The organism is Bradyrhizobium sp. Mp27 (assembly GCF_029953005.1).
Taxonomy (GTDB): Bacteria; Pseudomonadota; Alphaproteobacteria; order Rhizobiales; family Xanthobacteraceae; genus Bradyrhizobium; species Bradyrhizobium barranii.
Genome location: NZ_JASAUS010000161.1, coordinates 1 through 14,841, shown reverse-complemented (window position 1 = coordinate 14,841; position 14,841 = coordinate 1). Strand labels below are relative to the sequence as shown.

Annotated in this window: 12 protein-coding genes and 1 tRNA gene; 9 read left to right on the top strand and 4 right to left on the bottom strand. The window is 60.3% G+C overall.

The genetic code is table 11. The features are described 5' to 3' along the window. On the top strand, positions 1 to 732 hold a 732-nt coding region (locus tag QJT78_RS42305; RefSeq protein ID WP_281460586.1), incomplete at its 5' end, for an IS66 family transposase. On the opposite strand, the gene QJT78_RS42300 is transcribed toward QJT78_RS42305, so the two are convergent. Then, the gene (locus QJT78_RS42300) at positions 733 to 1,170 is read right to left on the bottom strand and encodes a hypothetical protein (RefSeq protein WP_038952249.1); all 438 of its coding nucleotides are present in this window, start codon (positions 1,168 to 1,170) and stop codon (positions 733 to 735) included. A gap of 125 nt (positions 1,171 to 1,295) precedes the next feature. Between QJT78_RS42300 and QJT78_RS42295 the strand changes: the two genes are divergently transcribed. The 6 genes from QJT78_RS42295 to QJT78_RS42265 all read left to right on the top strand — a co-directional run bounded on the left by QJT78_RS42295 (position 1,296) and on the right by QJT78_RS42265 (position 11,343). Then, positions 1,296 to 2,012 (top strand): DUF3800 domain-containing protein, encoded by a 717-nt coding sequence (locus tag QJT78_RS42295; protein WP_038952250.1) that lies wholly within the window; start codon positions 1,296 to 1,298, stop codon positions 2,010 to 2,012. A 434-nt stretch (positions 2,013 to 2,446) separates the two neighbouring features. Next, positions 2,447 to 5,701 carry a type I restriction-modification system endonuclease gene (hsdR, locus tag QJT78_RS42290; RefSeq protein WP_348652419.1) on the top strand — a complete coding sequence of 1,085 codons (3,255 nt, stop codon included), beginning with the start codon at positions 2,447 to 2,449 and terminating at the stop codon, positions 5,699 to 5,701. Positions 5,702 to 5,865: 164 nt separating this feature from the next. Next, on the top strand, positions 5,866 to 7,353 hold the full coding sequence (locus tag QJT78_RS42280; RefSeq protein ID WP_038952252.1) for a class I SAM-dependent DNA methyltransferase: 1,488 nt from the start codon (positions 5,866 to 5,868) through the stop codon (positions 7,351 to 7,353). After that, on the top strand, positions 7,350 to 8,924 hold the full coding sequence (locus QJT78_RS42275; RefSeq protein ID WP_049810207.1) for a restriction endonuclease subunit S: 1,575 nt from the start codon (positions 7,350 to 7,352) through the stop codon (positions 8,922 to 8,924). The genes QJT78_RS42280 and QJT78_RS42275 overlap by 4 nt, the downstream gene beginning before the upstream one ends. Beyond that, entirely contained in the window at positions 8,924 to 10,507 is a 1,584-nt protein-coding gene (locus QJT78_RS42270; protein WP_038952255.1) for an ATP-binding protein, read from the top strand. The genes QJT78_RS42275 and QJT78_RS42270 overlap by 1 nt, the downstream gene beginning before the upstream one ends. After that, a complete protein-coding gene (locus tag QJT78_RS42265) occupies positions 10,504 to 11,343 on the top strand; it encodes a hypothetical protein (RefSeq protein ID WP_038952256.1) in 840 nt (279 codons plus the stop codon). Before QJT78_RS42270 ends, QJT78_RS42265 begins: the two co-directional genes overlap by 4 nt. Before the next feature lie 208 nt (positions 11,344 to 11,551). Here QJT78_RS42265 and QJT78_RS42260 read toward each other — a convergent pair. Next, positions 11,552 to 11,626: transfer RNA gene (locus tag QJT78_RS42260), tRNA-Gly, on the bottom strand. 275 nt (positions 11,627 to 11,901) lie between these two features. On the opposite strand from QJT78_RS42260, the gene trxA reads away from it, so the two are divergent. Both trxA and QJT78_RS42250 read left to right on the top strand, forming a co-directional pair. Further along, on the top strand, positions 11,902 to 12,825 hold the full coding sequence (trxA, locus tag QJT78_RS42255) for a thioredoxin (RefSeq protein WP_028150202.1): 924 nt from the start codon (positions 11,902 to 11,904) through the stop codon (positions 12,823 to 12,825). 83 nt (positions 12,826 to 12,908) lie between these two features. Next, positions 12,909 to 13,586, top strand: a complete 678-nt coding sequence (locus tag QJT78_RS42250) for an LON peptidase substrate-binding domain-containing protein (protein ID WP_028150201.1) — start codon at positions 12,909 to 12,911, stop codon at positions 13,584 to 13,586. A gap of 168 nt (positions 13,587 to 13,754) precedes the next feature. Here the strand turns inward: QJT78_RS42250 and QJT78_RS42245 are convergent, their stop codons facing one another. Then, complete coding sequence (locus QJT78_RS42245) at positions 13,755 to 14,348, bottom strand: cytochrome b/b6 domain-containing protein (RefSeq protein ID WP_028150200.1); 594 nt, start codon at positions 14,346 to 14,348, stop codon at positions 13,755 to 13,757. A gap of 44 nt (positions 14,349 to 14,392) precedes the next feature. Next, complete coding sequence (locus QJT78_RS42240; protein ID WP_028150199.1) at positions 14,393 to 14,671, bottom strand: PepSY domain-containing protein; 279 nt, start codon at positions 14,669 to 14,671, stop codon at positions 14,393 to 14,395. Positions 14,672 to 14,841: the final 170 nt, after the last annotated feature.

Genomic DNA, 14,841 nt, shown 5'->3' with positions numbered 1-14,841 from the left:
CCGGCGGTAGTCTACACGTTTGCTGAGGATCGCAAGGCGATCCGCGCCAAGCAGCTGTTCGGGGACTACCACGGCATCCTGCAGGTCGACGGCTATGCCGCCTACAAGGGCCTGATCAAGAACGGCGGCCATCTGGTGCAGTTGGCGTTCTGCTTCGCGCATGCGCGGCGGAAGTTCTGGGACGTTCACGTCGCGACGAAGTCGCCGATTGCTGCGGAAGCGCTGCAACGGATCGCGATGTTCTACGCCATCGAGGATCGCATCCGCGGTCTGCCGGCGGCGCATCGGGCTGCAGTGCGGCAGACCGACACCAGGCCGTCGATCGAGGGCTTCAAACCCTGGCTCGAGGGGCGGCTACTGGAAGTCTCGAAGAAATCCGGCCTTGGCAAGGCGATCCGCTACACCCTCAACCATTGGGAAGGCCTGACGCGCTTCATCGATGATGGTCGCATCGAGATCGACAGCAATACGGTCGAACGCAGCATCAAGCCGATAGGCCTGGGAAAAAAGAATTACTTGTTCGCCGGCAGTGAGGGCGGCGCCGAAAGCTGGGCCACCCTCGCATCGCTCATCAACACGGCAAAGCTGCACGACATCGACCCGCGGCACTATCTGACCGATGTTCTCGAGCGCATCGTCTCCGGAAGTACAAAGATCAATCAGCTGCACATGCTGTTGCCGTGGAATTGGAAGGCCGAGCGCGATAGTTCGCAGGCAAAGCTCGCCGCCTGATCAGTTCGACGGCAGGGCATCTGGAACTTCCTGCGCATCGCTGGCGTCGTCGTAGATCTCTTCGCGGATCACGCGCAGCGTCACCTCGTGCAGATACACTTGCAGCGCACGCTCCAGCTCGGTGAACTCCGGCAGCAGGACTCGATCGACGAAGCCCCGTGACGCACGGACCATCACCGTGTTGCGTCGCTGCCGGCGATAACGAAACGGCCGCAGCCCATATCGGCGGCAAAGCGCCAGAAAAAGGTGCCGAGACCACTGGTCGGGAAGTGAGAATTGCTGTTCGATTGGTGGATCGTGGCGAGCGAGTTCCTCGACCCGGGCCCGCACCCGCTGCAGCGCGGCTTCCGCCGCATGGCGCTCACCAGCAGTTCCGGCCCCCACGAACAACGCCTCGATCTTCCGAAGCTTCTCGCGCAGCTGCGACTCGCTGTTCATTCTGATCCCGTTGCCCGCTCCGAACCGGGATCACCCCATCACCGCGCCCCGGCGGCGTCAATCATCCCGACCGCGCTATCCAGAGCATTCCGCGCAAGTCAAGCCCGGGAACCGGTGATCCTGTCGTGACGCTCACGCGCTATCTAAGTCTCACCGGGATTGTGTTTCGCCAGGACGTGCACGACACGACGTTCACTACACGGGTGTCCGCATTTAAGAGGCGCATATTTAACAGCCCTGACGTGATACTTCACCGAAAGGAAATCATGGGCCGTGAAGGAGTCTTTGCGGTACTGGATGATCACGCCAAGCGCGCTGAGTTCGACGCACAGTTCGCGAATCTGATTGAATATTTGCCAGGCCCGGCGTTCACCGTTTCAATCGATAAGCAACGGCACCTTGAGAAATACAAGGTCTGGCAATTTGATCCTTATCACTACGTCCTGACCTGTCTGGTGGAAAGGTACGTGCTCTGGCTAAACCGCAACGGATTCGTCGGGGACGTGGTAGGAGAGGCAAGGGGGCCTTGGCACGATGCACGGCTCCGGCGAGCGTTCAGGCGCCTGCATGACCACGGCAGCGATTTCGTAAAGCCGCAGGTCGTGCGAGCGAGACTGATTTCCCGCGAACTGCGTCTACAACCGAAGACCGCAAACATCGCTGGTCTCCAGGTGGCAGATTCTCTTGCTCATCCGGCGCACAGGACATTCAAGTTCATGAAGCAAGGCGTTCCAATCCCCGATGACTATGGGGCATCTTTGATTCGCTCGTTGGAGAAAATTTATGACCGCCACCCGCGATGGGGGACCATTGAGGGATGCGGCAGGAAATGGCTTCCTTAACAAGTAGCCCGGGGGCCTATAGCCCCCGGCGATCGCAAGCGATCTCCCTTCGACCGTAGCCGAATTAATCTCAATATAGTCGATTCCCATATATAAATCAATATCTTAGCTAACTCCTTGATTTTAGATTCTTTTTTGCCTCGATTGGGCGGTGATCGTCAGTCCATAAAGCTCTCCAGCTTGCTTCCACAAGAGTTCTGGTTGGTTCGATCGATGGTTCGCTTTGCTGCCGCTGCACACATCACCATCCCGCGGAATTGAGCTTGGCTCAACCAGGCTCGCATCGATCCCATACCGAAACTACTCGGTGCGAAGGCTTGGTTGGGCAACGCACTACTGGCGGGAGTGGACGCCACTGGAAGCCGAAGCCTAGCGGTGGCAAGCTGGAAGAGTACAAAGACTTTAAGTAGTGCATACTCTTGAGTTCACTGTGCATGTCGGTACGTTTCTCTTCCATGGGGGTCTCAAGCAACTTCGATTTCCTTGCGACGCAAGACGAACGTCTTGCGCGGCTGGGTGCGCTGGCGGAGCGCTATTTCTTCGACGATGCTCCATCGGCTCTGATCAAGCTGCGGCAGCTCGGCGAATTCCTCGCCAAGGAGGTTGCGGCCCGGCACGGTCTTCTGCCGTCCCATGCGGCGACCTTCGACGAGGTGCTCCGCACGGTCAAAATTCGAGCGGTCCTGCCGACGGAGGTTGCCGACCTCCTTTTCCACCTGAAGCGCGTCGGCAATGCTGCGGTTCACGAGAATGTTGGCTCGACGGCCGATGCGCTCGCTGCGCTGAAGATTGCGCGCAGTGCGGCCGTCTGGTTCCACCAGAGCTATGGCGGTCGGCCGAACTACAAGCCCAGTCCCTTCGTTCCGCCAACGCCCCCCGTCGATGCCACAGGCGCTCTCAAGGCCGAAGTGGAAGAGCTGCGGGGACTGGTCCGCGTCAGTTCGGATGAGGCGGCAAAGGCGCTGCTTGCGTATAGGGACGCGGAAGACGCGCGCTTGAAGGCGATCTCGGAAGCAGAGGCGCACCGGCAGGACAAAGAATTTTGGGAGCGCTATGCCGCCGAAACGGAGGCGGGACTGCGAAAAACAGAGACCGCGCTGAAGGCGGCGCAGGCGGCCGCCGAGGTAACACCAACACAGCAACTCGATCTGCTCGCACAACTCGCCAACCGGCAGGCACAACAGGTCGAGCTGGATGAGGCTACTACTCGCCTCCTGATCGACGACCAACTCCGGGCGGCTGGCTGGATGGTCGACAGCCGCGTACTGCGGCATGCGGCGGGCACACGTCCGCAGCCGGGACATGCAATCGCGATCGCCGAGTGGCCGACCGACAGCGGTCCAGTTGACTATGCGCTGTTCGTCGAGGGCCGCTGCGTCGGAGTAATTGAAGCCAAGCGTGGTGCCCGGGACGTCCCCGGTCGCCTCGGCCAAGCCAAACGCTATGCCCGCGATATCAAGTTGGCGCCGGATGAGACCGCGCCCGGTAGTCCGTGGGCTCAAGAGCTCGACAAATTCCGCGTTCCATTCCTGTTTGTCACCAACGGCCGGCCCTATGTAAAGCAGTTCGCAACCAAGTCCGGCATCTGGTTCTGGGATGCACGCCCGACCGGAGGTGAAGAACCGCGCGCGCTGCCGGAGTGGTTTTCACCGCGCGACCTCACTGAGCGGCTCGAGCAGACCGAGGGTGGTTTCCACGAACTCGCCGAGCGCGAGCTCGGGGTCACTGGCCTGCGGCCCTATCAAACCGACGCAATCAATGCGGTCGAGACCGCGATTGCAGCGGGCCAGCAGAACATCCTGCTCGCGATGGCGACCGGCACCGGCAAGACGCGGCTTGCGATCGCGTTGATGTATGAGCTTCTACGCCGCAAGCGGTTCAGACGCATCCTGTTCCTGGTCGACCGCAACGCGCTCGGGCGCCAGACGCTGGACGCTATGAGCACGACGGATACTGCTGGCTTTCTCAAGTTCGATCAGGTGTTTCCAGTCGCCGATCTTACCAAGAAGTTCCCTGAGGCGACCGATCGGGTGCAGGTGGCAACCGTGCAGGCGATGATGCGCCGCCTGTTCGAGGATCCCGACGGCGAACGTCCGACGCCGGGCACCTATGATCTCATCATCGTCGATGAGGCGCACCGCGGCTATACGCTGGACGCCGAACTGCGCGACGACGATCTCGGTTTCCGCAATCTCGAGGATTATCTGTCGGCATATCGGCGAGTGCTCGACTATTTCGACGCGACGCGGATCGCGCTCACCGCGACCCCGGCGCTCCATACCCGCGAGATCTTCGGACCCGCGGTGTTTCACTATGGTTATCGACAGGCCGTGGTCGACGGCTACCTGATCGACCACAGGCCGCCGCGCCGCATCACGACAGCGCTGAGCCAGACTGGAATCAGCTTCACGCCGGGGGATGAAGTCCACATCATCGATCCGCACACCGGCCAGATCGACCTATTTAACCTCGACGACCAGGTCGATTTCGAGGTCGCCGAGTTCAACAAGAAGGTCCTCACGACCGCGTTCAACCTGGCCGTTGCCGTCGCTGTCGCGCGGGAATGCCCACCGAGCGAGCGCGGCAAGACGCTACTGTTCGCGACGCGCGACGATCATGCCGACACCTTGGTCAAGGAGCTGCGTGACGCGTTGACCGACGAATACGGTCCGCAGCCGCACGATATCGTTGAGAAGATTACCGGCTCCGTGGACAAGCCGCTGGAGCGCATCAAGGCGTTCAAGAACGACCCGCGCCCAAAATATGTCGTGACCGTCGACCTGCTGACAACCGGCGTCGACGTTCCCGCGATCACCAATCTCGTGTTCGTGCGCAGGGTCAACAGCCGCATTCTCTACGACCAGATGATCGGCCGCGCTACCCGGCGCTGCGACGAGATCGGCAAGGAATATTTCCGCATATTCGACGCGGTCGACATCTATGCCAATCTGCAGGACGTGACCGACATGCGGCCAGTCGTTGTCAATCCTGCCTTGTCGTTCGCAACCCTCGTCGGCGACCTCGAACGATCCACGTCCGAGGAGGATCGCGCCTTCGTCCGCGACCAGATCTTGGTCAAACTGCGCCAGCGCATCAATCAAATCGAAGGTTGCCAGCGCGAGACGCTCGAAACCGTGCTGGGGCCCTTGACCGCGCTCCCCGACCGGCTGCGGTCCTCGCCACCTGCCGACACGCTCGAATTGTTCCGACAGCATCCGCTGCTCGCCACCGTTCTCGACAACGCCAATCCCGCGCGCCCGCGCGAAGGCGTCTATATCTCCGAGCACGAAGACGAATTGATCAGCGTTGAAGATAATTTCGGCAGCCGTGCCAGCCCAGCCGATTATATCGAAAGCTTCGAGGCATTCGTCAGAGCTAACATGAACTCTGCGCCGGCGCTGATCGCCGCGACTCAGAAGCCGCGCGAGCTGACGCGCAAGGAACTGAAAGAGCTCGCCGTTCTGCTCGACGCAAACGGCTTTTCGGAAGCGAGCCTCCGTCAGCCTACGGCAGGGTACGCAACGCCGACATCGCTGCCCACATCATCGGTTTTGTGCGCCAGGCTGCGATCGGCGATCCGCTCGTTCCTTACGAGGCACGCGTCGAGAACGGTGTTCAGCGCATCATCGCGAGCCGGGCATGGACGGCCAAGCAAAAGCAATGGCTGGTCCGCATCGGCCGCGCGCTGAAGGCGCAGCCGGTCGGCGACCCCGAAATCCTCGCCGATCCCCTGTTTGCGCAGGCAGGGGGCTTTAAGACGGTAGACCGCGAGTTCGATCATGGATTAGGTGACGTCTTGAAAGACCTTAACAGCGCGATCTGGGACCACCACGTCGCGTAGGCGGGAATAAGCATGAATCCATCGACAGATCTCGTCAACCGGCTGTGGCGGCTATGCGCCATGCTGCGCAAGGACGGCGTCACCTACCAGCAATATGTCACCGAGCTGACCTATCTGCTGTTCCTGAAGATGGCCTCGGAACAGAAGGACGAGAGCCGGATTCCCGAACAGTACCGCTGGGGCGCGCTGAAGACGGCGTCCGAGACGGAGGTGCTTCAGCGCTACCGCCAGGCGCTAATTGATCTCGGCGACGGGACCAAGATCGCCGACCGCTCGGTGGTCGCGATCTTCCACAACGCGGCCACGATCCTGCGCGAGCCGGTCAATCTGCGGCGCCTGATCGACGCGATCGACGGGCTACACTGGTTTAGCGAGGAGCGTGACGCCTTCGGCGACACCTATGAAGGCCTGTTGCAGAAGATGGCGGAGGAGACCAAGCGGGGGGCGGGACAGTATTTCACGCCGCGCGTGCTGATCGAGGTGATGGTCCGCCTGATGCAGCCGAAGCCGGGCGAAGTGATCCAGGATCCGGCCGCCGGCACCGGCGGCTTCCTCATCGCGGCCGACCGGTTCATGCGTGCCGCCACGGACGACTATTTCGATTTACTTTCGACCCCTCGCAAGGCGAAATTCCAAGTCAGCGAGGCGCTACGTGGTATCGAGAATGTGCAGGACACCTTCCGCTTGCTGCTGATGAACCTGCACCTGCACAAGATAGATCCGGATCATCTTGAACTCGCCGACACATTATCGCCGAGCGGGATGCAGCCGAAATTCAAGAACGCTGACCTGATCCTGACCAATCCGCCATTCGGCCCAGCCGGCGGCCCGCCGACCCGCGACGACCTCACCATCACCGATCGGGTCTCGTCCTATCAGCTGCCATTCGTCGAGCATTGCATCCGTGCGCTGAAGCTCGGCGGCCGTGTCGCTATCGTAGTACCAGACAACGTGCTGTTCGACGACGGCAAGGGCCGCCAGCTCCGCCAGCGGCTGATGAACTGGTGCGACCTGCACACGGTCCTTCGGCTGCCAACCGGCATCTTCTACGCGCAGGGCGTCAAGACCAACGTGTTGTTCTTCACACGAGCAAATGAGGAGGCGCCAGCGAAGGATGCGACCGAGGCGGTGTGGATCTACGATATGCGCTCCGGCGCACTGGCCTATGGCAAGACAAATTCGCTGAAGCTTGCCGACTTCGATGACTTCGTCGCCGCCTTCGGCGACGATCCCTACGGCCGTGCACTGCGCACCGACCAGGGCGAGACCGGCCGCTTCCGCCGCTTTACCCGCGAGGAGATTGCAGCCCGCGGCGACAACCTCGATATCACCTGGCTCAAGGACACCAGCGACGCGGCCGAGGATGGGCTCGACGCGCCCGAGGATATCGCCGCGGCGATCGACGGGCACTTGTCCGCGGCGCTGGAGGAGGTGCGAGCGTTTGTGGAGGAGTTGGGTGGCGAGGAGTTGGGTGCTGAAGACAAGGAGACTGTGGAGTGACGCTGCCGAGCGGCTGGCAGGCGACGACCGTCGCCGACGTGGCGGTTGCCATGTTTGATGGTCCGTTTGGTTCTGCACTAAAGACATCCGACTACACGGACGAAGGCGTGCGCGTCGCCAGACTAGAGAATATCGGACACCTCACGTTCAAAGAGGAACTTAGGTCATTTGTCTCGAAGGCAAAGGCAGAGAGCTTGCGTCGACATCTGCTTAGGGGCGGAGATATTCTGTTCTCGTCGTTTGTTGATCAGGAGACACGCGTTTGCCAGTTGCCGGACTTATTGGACGGGAAGATCATTAATAAGGCTGACTGCTTCTGTGTTAGGACCGATCGATCAATCTGCGAACCCCGATTTTTGGCCTACAAGCTAGCAGCCCCGTCGTCTTATGAGACGTTTAGCAGCAATGTGCGGGGCATTACGCGGCCGCGGATCGGGCTTCGCGATCTTGGCGCTTTTGAGATAGACCTACCACCACTGCCAGAGCAGCGCCGCATCGTCGCAAAGCTGGATGCACTGTTTGCGCGCCTCGGTCGCGCGCGGGTGGAGTTGGACCGAGCACTTAACCTCGCTGTCCAGATTCGAATCAGTGCTCTTCGCTCAGTATTTCATTTCGACGCCGAAATGCCCGCTGGTTGGTCGTTGAGACGCGTCGACGAGATTGGCGAAGTTCACCTTGGCCGACAGCGATCGCCGAAAGACCACATTGGCCCCCACATGCGCCCCTACCTAAGGGCCGCAAACGTTACCTGGAATGGATGGGACCTATCTAACGTAAAGGAGATGAACTTCAGCCCCGACGAATTTGCAGCCTTCTCCTTGAGAGATGGCGACGTGCTCCTCAACGAGGGATCCGGCAGCGCTAAAGAAGTCGGCAAGCCGGCGGTGTGGCGCTGTCAAATCGCGGACGTATGCTTCCAGAATACGTTGTTGCGCATAAGACCGCGCGCCTACAATTCTGATCTCTTGCGTTATTGTTTACTCTATCTGGCCCTCAGTGGGCAGTTCGTCGCTAGCACTAAGGGTGTAAATATCATTCATATCGGCAAGGCGGGCTTGGCTCGATTCCGGATTCCGACGCCTCCTGAGAGTGAGCACCAGGGCCTTGTCGGGAGGCTTGATGCCGCTTTCGCTCGCTCCAATCGCCTCGAAGCCGAAGCCGCTCGCGCACGTGCGCTGCTTGATCGGCTCGAGGCTGCAATCCTAGCGAAGGCGTTCAAGGGGGAACTGGTGCCGCAGGACCCGAACGATGAGCCCGCGAGTGTCCTCCTGGAGCGCAGCAACGCCGCTCGCAGACAACAGGCTCAATCCCAACCCAAACGAGGCCGCAAGGCATCACTGCCGAAGACGCCGCGCGAGAAAGCCGTCATGACGAAGAGCAGACAAGACGAGGACGTGAGGTACAAGCCCTACCTGGCCAACATCATACGCCAGGCCGGTGGTTCGTCGAACGTAGAGGATCTGTTCAAGATAGCCGACTTGCCGGTGACAGATTTCTACAAGCAGCTCGCCTGGGAAGTCGATCAAGGCCACATCCGGGACCAGAACAATCAGACATTGCAGGCTGCTTGATGCGCCTCGATCGGGTCTATATCGACGGTTTCAAGAACCTCAAGGAGGTCGAGGCGGACTTTGACGAAAGTCGTCTCACGAGCGTGATTATTGGCGTGAACGGCGCGGGCAAATCCAACCTGATCGAAGCCATTGTCGATGTGTTCCGTTTTGCCGACATCAACCGCGGTGCGCCGCGGTACACCTACGAGATCGACTATCGCATCGGCAATCATAAGGTCCGATTGAGCAATCGCAAAAGCAAGCCGAGCATCGAAGTCGATGGCAAGTCGATGGCTCGCTCGACCTTCGATCGCGAGAAGGCGGAAGTGTTTCCGGATCTCGTGTTCGGTTATTACTCTGGCGGCAGCCGACGGCTTGAACAGCTCTTTGATAGCCATCAGCGTCGCTACTACGACGCAATCAAGACGAATGACGATCTAGAGGATTGCCGGCGCGCCCTGGCGGACCGGCGGCTATTCTATTGCCGGCCGATCCACGGGATCTTTGCACTCTTCTCTTTATTCGCTTTCCCAGATTCGAACGTCCATCGGCTGTTGCGGGAAAAGCTCGGCATTACAGGCTTTCACTCGGCCCTCGCTCACTTTAAGGCGCCCTGGTTCGCCAAGGGCGCGCGGTCGATCAAATTGCAGGATGCAGCTGATCTTTGGGACGCCAAAGGTCCTGCAGGCAGTTGCGCTCGCTATTTTCGTGACGAGGCCTTTCACCCGATGCGTCTAGTGGGAAATGCCATAGACGATTATCGCGATAAACAGCAAAACGAGGCACAGTTCGCATGTTTCCTCAAGGATGAGGACGGCTTGGGGCGCTTTAAGTCGATATATGCTGATGATCAGGAATTATTCGCGGCGTTGGAAGCCGTCGACATTTCAGACCTGTTCCGAGATTTACATCTCTGGGTGCGCCGCGCCAACGATAACTCCGGTGATGTGAGTTTCGCCGATCTCTCCGACGGTGAGCGTCAGCTCTTGATGGTGCTTGGTCTCATTCGGGTATCGCGCGGCAAGCGAGCCCTCTTCATGCTGGACGAGCCCGATACGCACCTCAATCCCGTCTGGCAGCATACCTACCTCGACCTGATCCGCGAGTGGACCGGGCAGACCGCCGATGCCAAGAATTGCCACATCATCATGAGCTCGCATAATCCGCTTACCATCGCGGCGCTCGATCGCCGCGAAGTGCGCGTGATGTTTACGGACGTGAAAGGCAAGGTCAGTGTTACCCCACCATACACCGATCCAAAGGGCATGGGCTTCACAGCCACTCTCACAGAAATCTTCGGTCTGCCCTCTAGCCTCGATTCAGAGACGCAACGCCAGGTCGATGAGCGCAATAATCTTGCGCGCCTTGAACGACGCAGTGAAGCGCAAGAGAAGCATCTCATCGAGATCAATGACAAGCTGGGCCGCCTCGGTTTCATGTTTGAAGATCGCGAGCCGCTCTATCAGGATTTCCTCCGCGCCTGGCAGGATGTGAAGTACGCAGACCGCCCTCCGATGTCGCCCGAGCAGATCGAAAAGCGCCACAACGCAATGAAAGCGCTCATTAAAGACCTCCTGACAAAGCGGGAGGGTGCGACATGATTTACGTGAAACGAGATGCGGGCATAATTCCGAAGGAATTGCTCGATAGGGCAGTCGCCGCTCAGCAACAACTGGAGCAGTTGCCAGCCGACAAGCGCGCCGAGCACATCAAGAAGAATTCCAAGATTTGGAGGGACTTCAAGGACTACCTGTCTAGGATGTCGTATGGGAAGTGCTGGTACTCAGAAAGCCCCGAAGCGCAGTCGCATCTCGACGTCGATCACTTTCGTCCAAAGCTCGAGGCTCGCCGTGACGAGAAAGTTCGTGACAAACCAGGTTACGACTGGCTGGCATTTTCATGGGAAAATTTTCGACTTTCCGCTCAATTGTCGAATAGGCCTGTCCGGAATGAAGAGACGGATGAGACGGACGGGAAGGGCAGTTGGTTTCCCCTAGTCGATGGGAGTCCAAAGGCCTGCTGGGAAAATCGCTGTGTCGATGATGAACGGCCAATGCTGCTCGACCCGATCAATGCCGCAGATGTCCGTCTCATCGAAGTACACGCTGATGGCCGCATGGGACCTAGCAAGTATTGTTACGGTACCAACAAAAGGCGTGTGCAGGAATCGATCGTCAGGCTCGGACTGGACCTTCCGAGGCTAAAGGAAGCGCGTCTTCGTGTAATGAGGGACGTGAAGATGCTGTCCGACATGTTGGGCAAGGTGCTCGACACCAGCTCCAATGATGAGTCGTTTGCCGACAAGGCGGAAATAAATGCAGCGATCACTGCCATACAGATTAGAACGCATCCTCGCGAACCCTATGCCGCGGCGGCTCGGTCGCAGCTTCGCATGATGGGGCTTGGCGAATTGTGCTTCACGCCTGAGGAAGCATGAGCGTTGCCTGCCCGCCGCATCTCCTAAGCTTTTTCCCGCCACCGCGGCTCGAGCTAGCAAGTCTGCCGTTTTCTCAAGTCACTGATCGATTCGACGCGCAAGCATAGTAGCTTGTGAACCGCTGCTCCCCCGGACGCTCCCCCGGGAAGATCGTCCCGGACCGTTTCGCCTGGACGAGAGTCTAACCCTCAGCAATGTTAAGGAAAATTGGAGCGGGCGAAGGGGCTCGAACCCTCGACCCCGACCTTGGCAAGGTCGTGCTCTACCACTGAGCTACACCCGCATCCTGTGTCGGTCGCATGACGCGCCGGCAACGGCTGTCGTATGCCAAAAGCGGGCGGCGAATGCAACAGCTACCGGCAGCATAGATTCGGTTTCGAAGGCCCTATATGGACCCCGAATGCGGCCAAATCGCCCGAAAACGCCCCGGACCCGGCGAATCGGCCCTGATGGATTGAAATTCGGCCCATTCGGCCCAATCTAGGAGCCGACAACGAAGTATATGAATTGGCGACGTGCTAAAGAGCCGCCATTCCAGACATCAGATGAGGGGATCCCGTGACGATCATCGACCAAGGTAACGGAGCGGCGGGCCCGGCTGCGGCCGATCTGATCAAGGACACCACCACCCAGACCTTCGTGAAGGACGTCATCGAGGAATCGAAGCGCCAGCCGGTGCTGATCGACTTCTGGGCGGAGTGGTGCGGCCCCTGCAAGCAGCTCACGCCCGTGCTGGAAAAGGCGGTCAAGGCGGCCAAGGGCAAGGTCAAGCTGGTCAAGATGAATATCGACCAGCATCCGGCGATCCCGGGCCAGATGGGCATCCAGTCGATCCCGGCCGTGATTGCCTTCGTCAACGGCCAGCCGGCCGACGGCTTCATGGGCGCAGTGCCGGAGAGCCAGGTCAACGCCTTTATCGAAAAAGTGACCAAGGGCGTGACGGCGCCGGGCGAGCCCAATATCGCCGAGATCCTGCAAGAGGCCGAGGCGGTGCTCGCCGAGGGGGACGCCGCCGCCGCCGCGCAGATCTATGCCGAGGTGCTGCAGCACGATTCGACCAACATCGCGGCCCTTGCCGGGCTCGCGAAATGCTACGCCGTCTCCGGCGCGATGGAGCAGGCCAAGCAGACGCTGGCTATGGTGCCGGAATCCAAGCGCAACGATCCCGCCGTGAAGGCCGTGCAGACCGCGATCGATCTCGCCGAGCAGGCGGAGCAGCTGGGACCGGTGGCCGAGCTGGAGCAGAAAGTCGCCGCAGACCCGCTCGATCATCAGGCTCGCTTCGACCTTGCGACCGCGCTGAATGCGCAAGGCAACCGGGCGGCGGCCACCGAGCAGTTGCTGGCGATCATCAAGCGCGACCGCAAGTGGAACGACGACGGCGCCCGCAAGCAGCTCGTGCAATTCTTCGAGGCCTGGGGTGGCACGGATGATGCTACCGTCGAGGGACGAAAGCGCTTGTCGACGATCCTGTTTTCGTAAGGGTCATTGTTGGAGCATGATCTTGTCGGAAAACCGCTTCACACTTTTCCGGATCATGCTCTAGCGGGTCTAGCGGGGTCCAGATGCCGATCAACATCGAATATCGCGGCCCCGCCGACCTGCCGGAGATCATTCCGGTATTTCCGCTGCCGGGCGCGCTTTTGCTGCCGCGCGGCCAGATGCCGCTCAACATCTTCGAGCCGCGTTACCTTTCGATGGTCGACGATTCCTTGCGCGACGGCCATCGCCTGATCGGCATGATCCAGCCCGACGTCGCGCACTCGCCGAAGAATTCCGACAGGCCGGCGCTGTTCCGCGTCGGCTGCGTCGGCCGTATCACCCAGCTCGCCGAATCCGGCGACGGCCGCTACCTCCTCGAGCTCACCGGCGTCTCGCGCTTCAAGGTGGTCAAAGAGCTCGAAGTGCTGACCGCCTACCGCCAGTGCAAGGTGGACTTCTTCACCTTCCTCGACGACTTCACCGCGCGCATGGGCGAGGACGAAGTCGATCGCGAGGCGCTGCTGACAGTGCTGGCGGACTTCCTGAAGGCCAACAATCTCAAGGTCGACTGGGAAGGCGTCGAGAGCGCGCCCAACGAGGCGCTCGTCAACGCGCTGGCGATGATGTCGCCCTATGGCCCCGCGGAAAAGCAGGCCATGCTGGAGGCGCCGGATTTGAAGACCCGCGCCGAAATCCTGATCGCGGTGACCGAGATGGATCTCGCCAAGAAGCGCACCAGCGGCGATCCGCCGTTGCAGTGAGGGGCGCGCTGCCGCGTCACACTCCGTCATACCTGGGCATAGCCGTCCGAAGGACGGCGTCACTTCACTCGCCTATGACCCGGGCATCCACGTCTGAGAGGCACAAAAGAACGTGGATGGCGGGGATAAGCCCGGCCATGACGAGGAGAGAGCGCCGCCTCAAAAACCCTATTGATGATGGCGGATGCGCTTGCGTCCGGTGAACATCGCGCGGATCAGGTTCTCGCGCTGGAGAAGCCCCATCAGCACGACGCCCAGCACGTGTACCACGGCCAGCACGATGACGGCGTCGGATGCTATCGCGTGGGTGTCCTCGACCCACCACAGGCCGAAGAAGGTGACGGTCACCGACATCGCCCCCGTGATGGCCGAGACGGCGATCGCCAGCAGCAGCGCCACCAGCATCGAGGTGCCGGCTGGATTGAGGCCGATATAGCGGCCGGTCATGCCGCGGCGTAGATTCCAGAGATAGTGTGGCGCGGCCCGAAGCCGGACGCCGACCATGCGGAAGCGCGAATAGCGGCTTCCCCAAAAACCCCAGACCAGGCGGAAGGCGAGAAGCCCGAGCACCGTATAGCCAACGATGCGGTGAAGGGTATCGTAGACGGTAGGCGTGAACCACGCGGCCAAGATGCTGACCGCGAGGGCCCAGTGCCAGAGGCGTAGCGGGAGGTCCCAGACTGCGACCGTCCGCGAAGCCGTTCGATCCGCGGGGGTCCCGTCGGACGCCCCGCGCGTTTCTGGCACCGCTTCGTCGATCAAGCCGTGACTATCCTCAAGCCTTGCTCAAGCCCTTGCTTGAAACCTTACTTGGCGACCGTCTTCTTCAGGCTAAGATCTTCCGGGCTGTAGAACAGCTCGTAGAGCTTGCCTTCCTTGACGCCGTAGACCTCATAGCACGAGCCTTCGATCTTGGAGCGCCGCACTTCGTAACCCAGCGCCTTGGCCTTGGCTTCGGCTTCGGCGGCCGGCTTCCACGACGCCTTGTCGAGCTTGGTGCAATCCTTGAACCCGTCGGCCATGGCCGCCGAGCTCATACCCATGCCGACCGTCAGTGCAATTGCAACAACACGAATGACCTTCACGAACGTCTCCTCCTCTGTCGTGTGCGCGCGTGGCGCGAAGCGGGAGCGAGGGAAGCAAAGGCCCCGTGGGTCGGTCAAAATCCCCCGGGTATGGTCACTTGAAACTCCCCCACCTGATGATCGCCGTCAGCGCCGCTGAACAGCAGTAGCCGGTCAGGCAGGACGTTTAT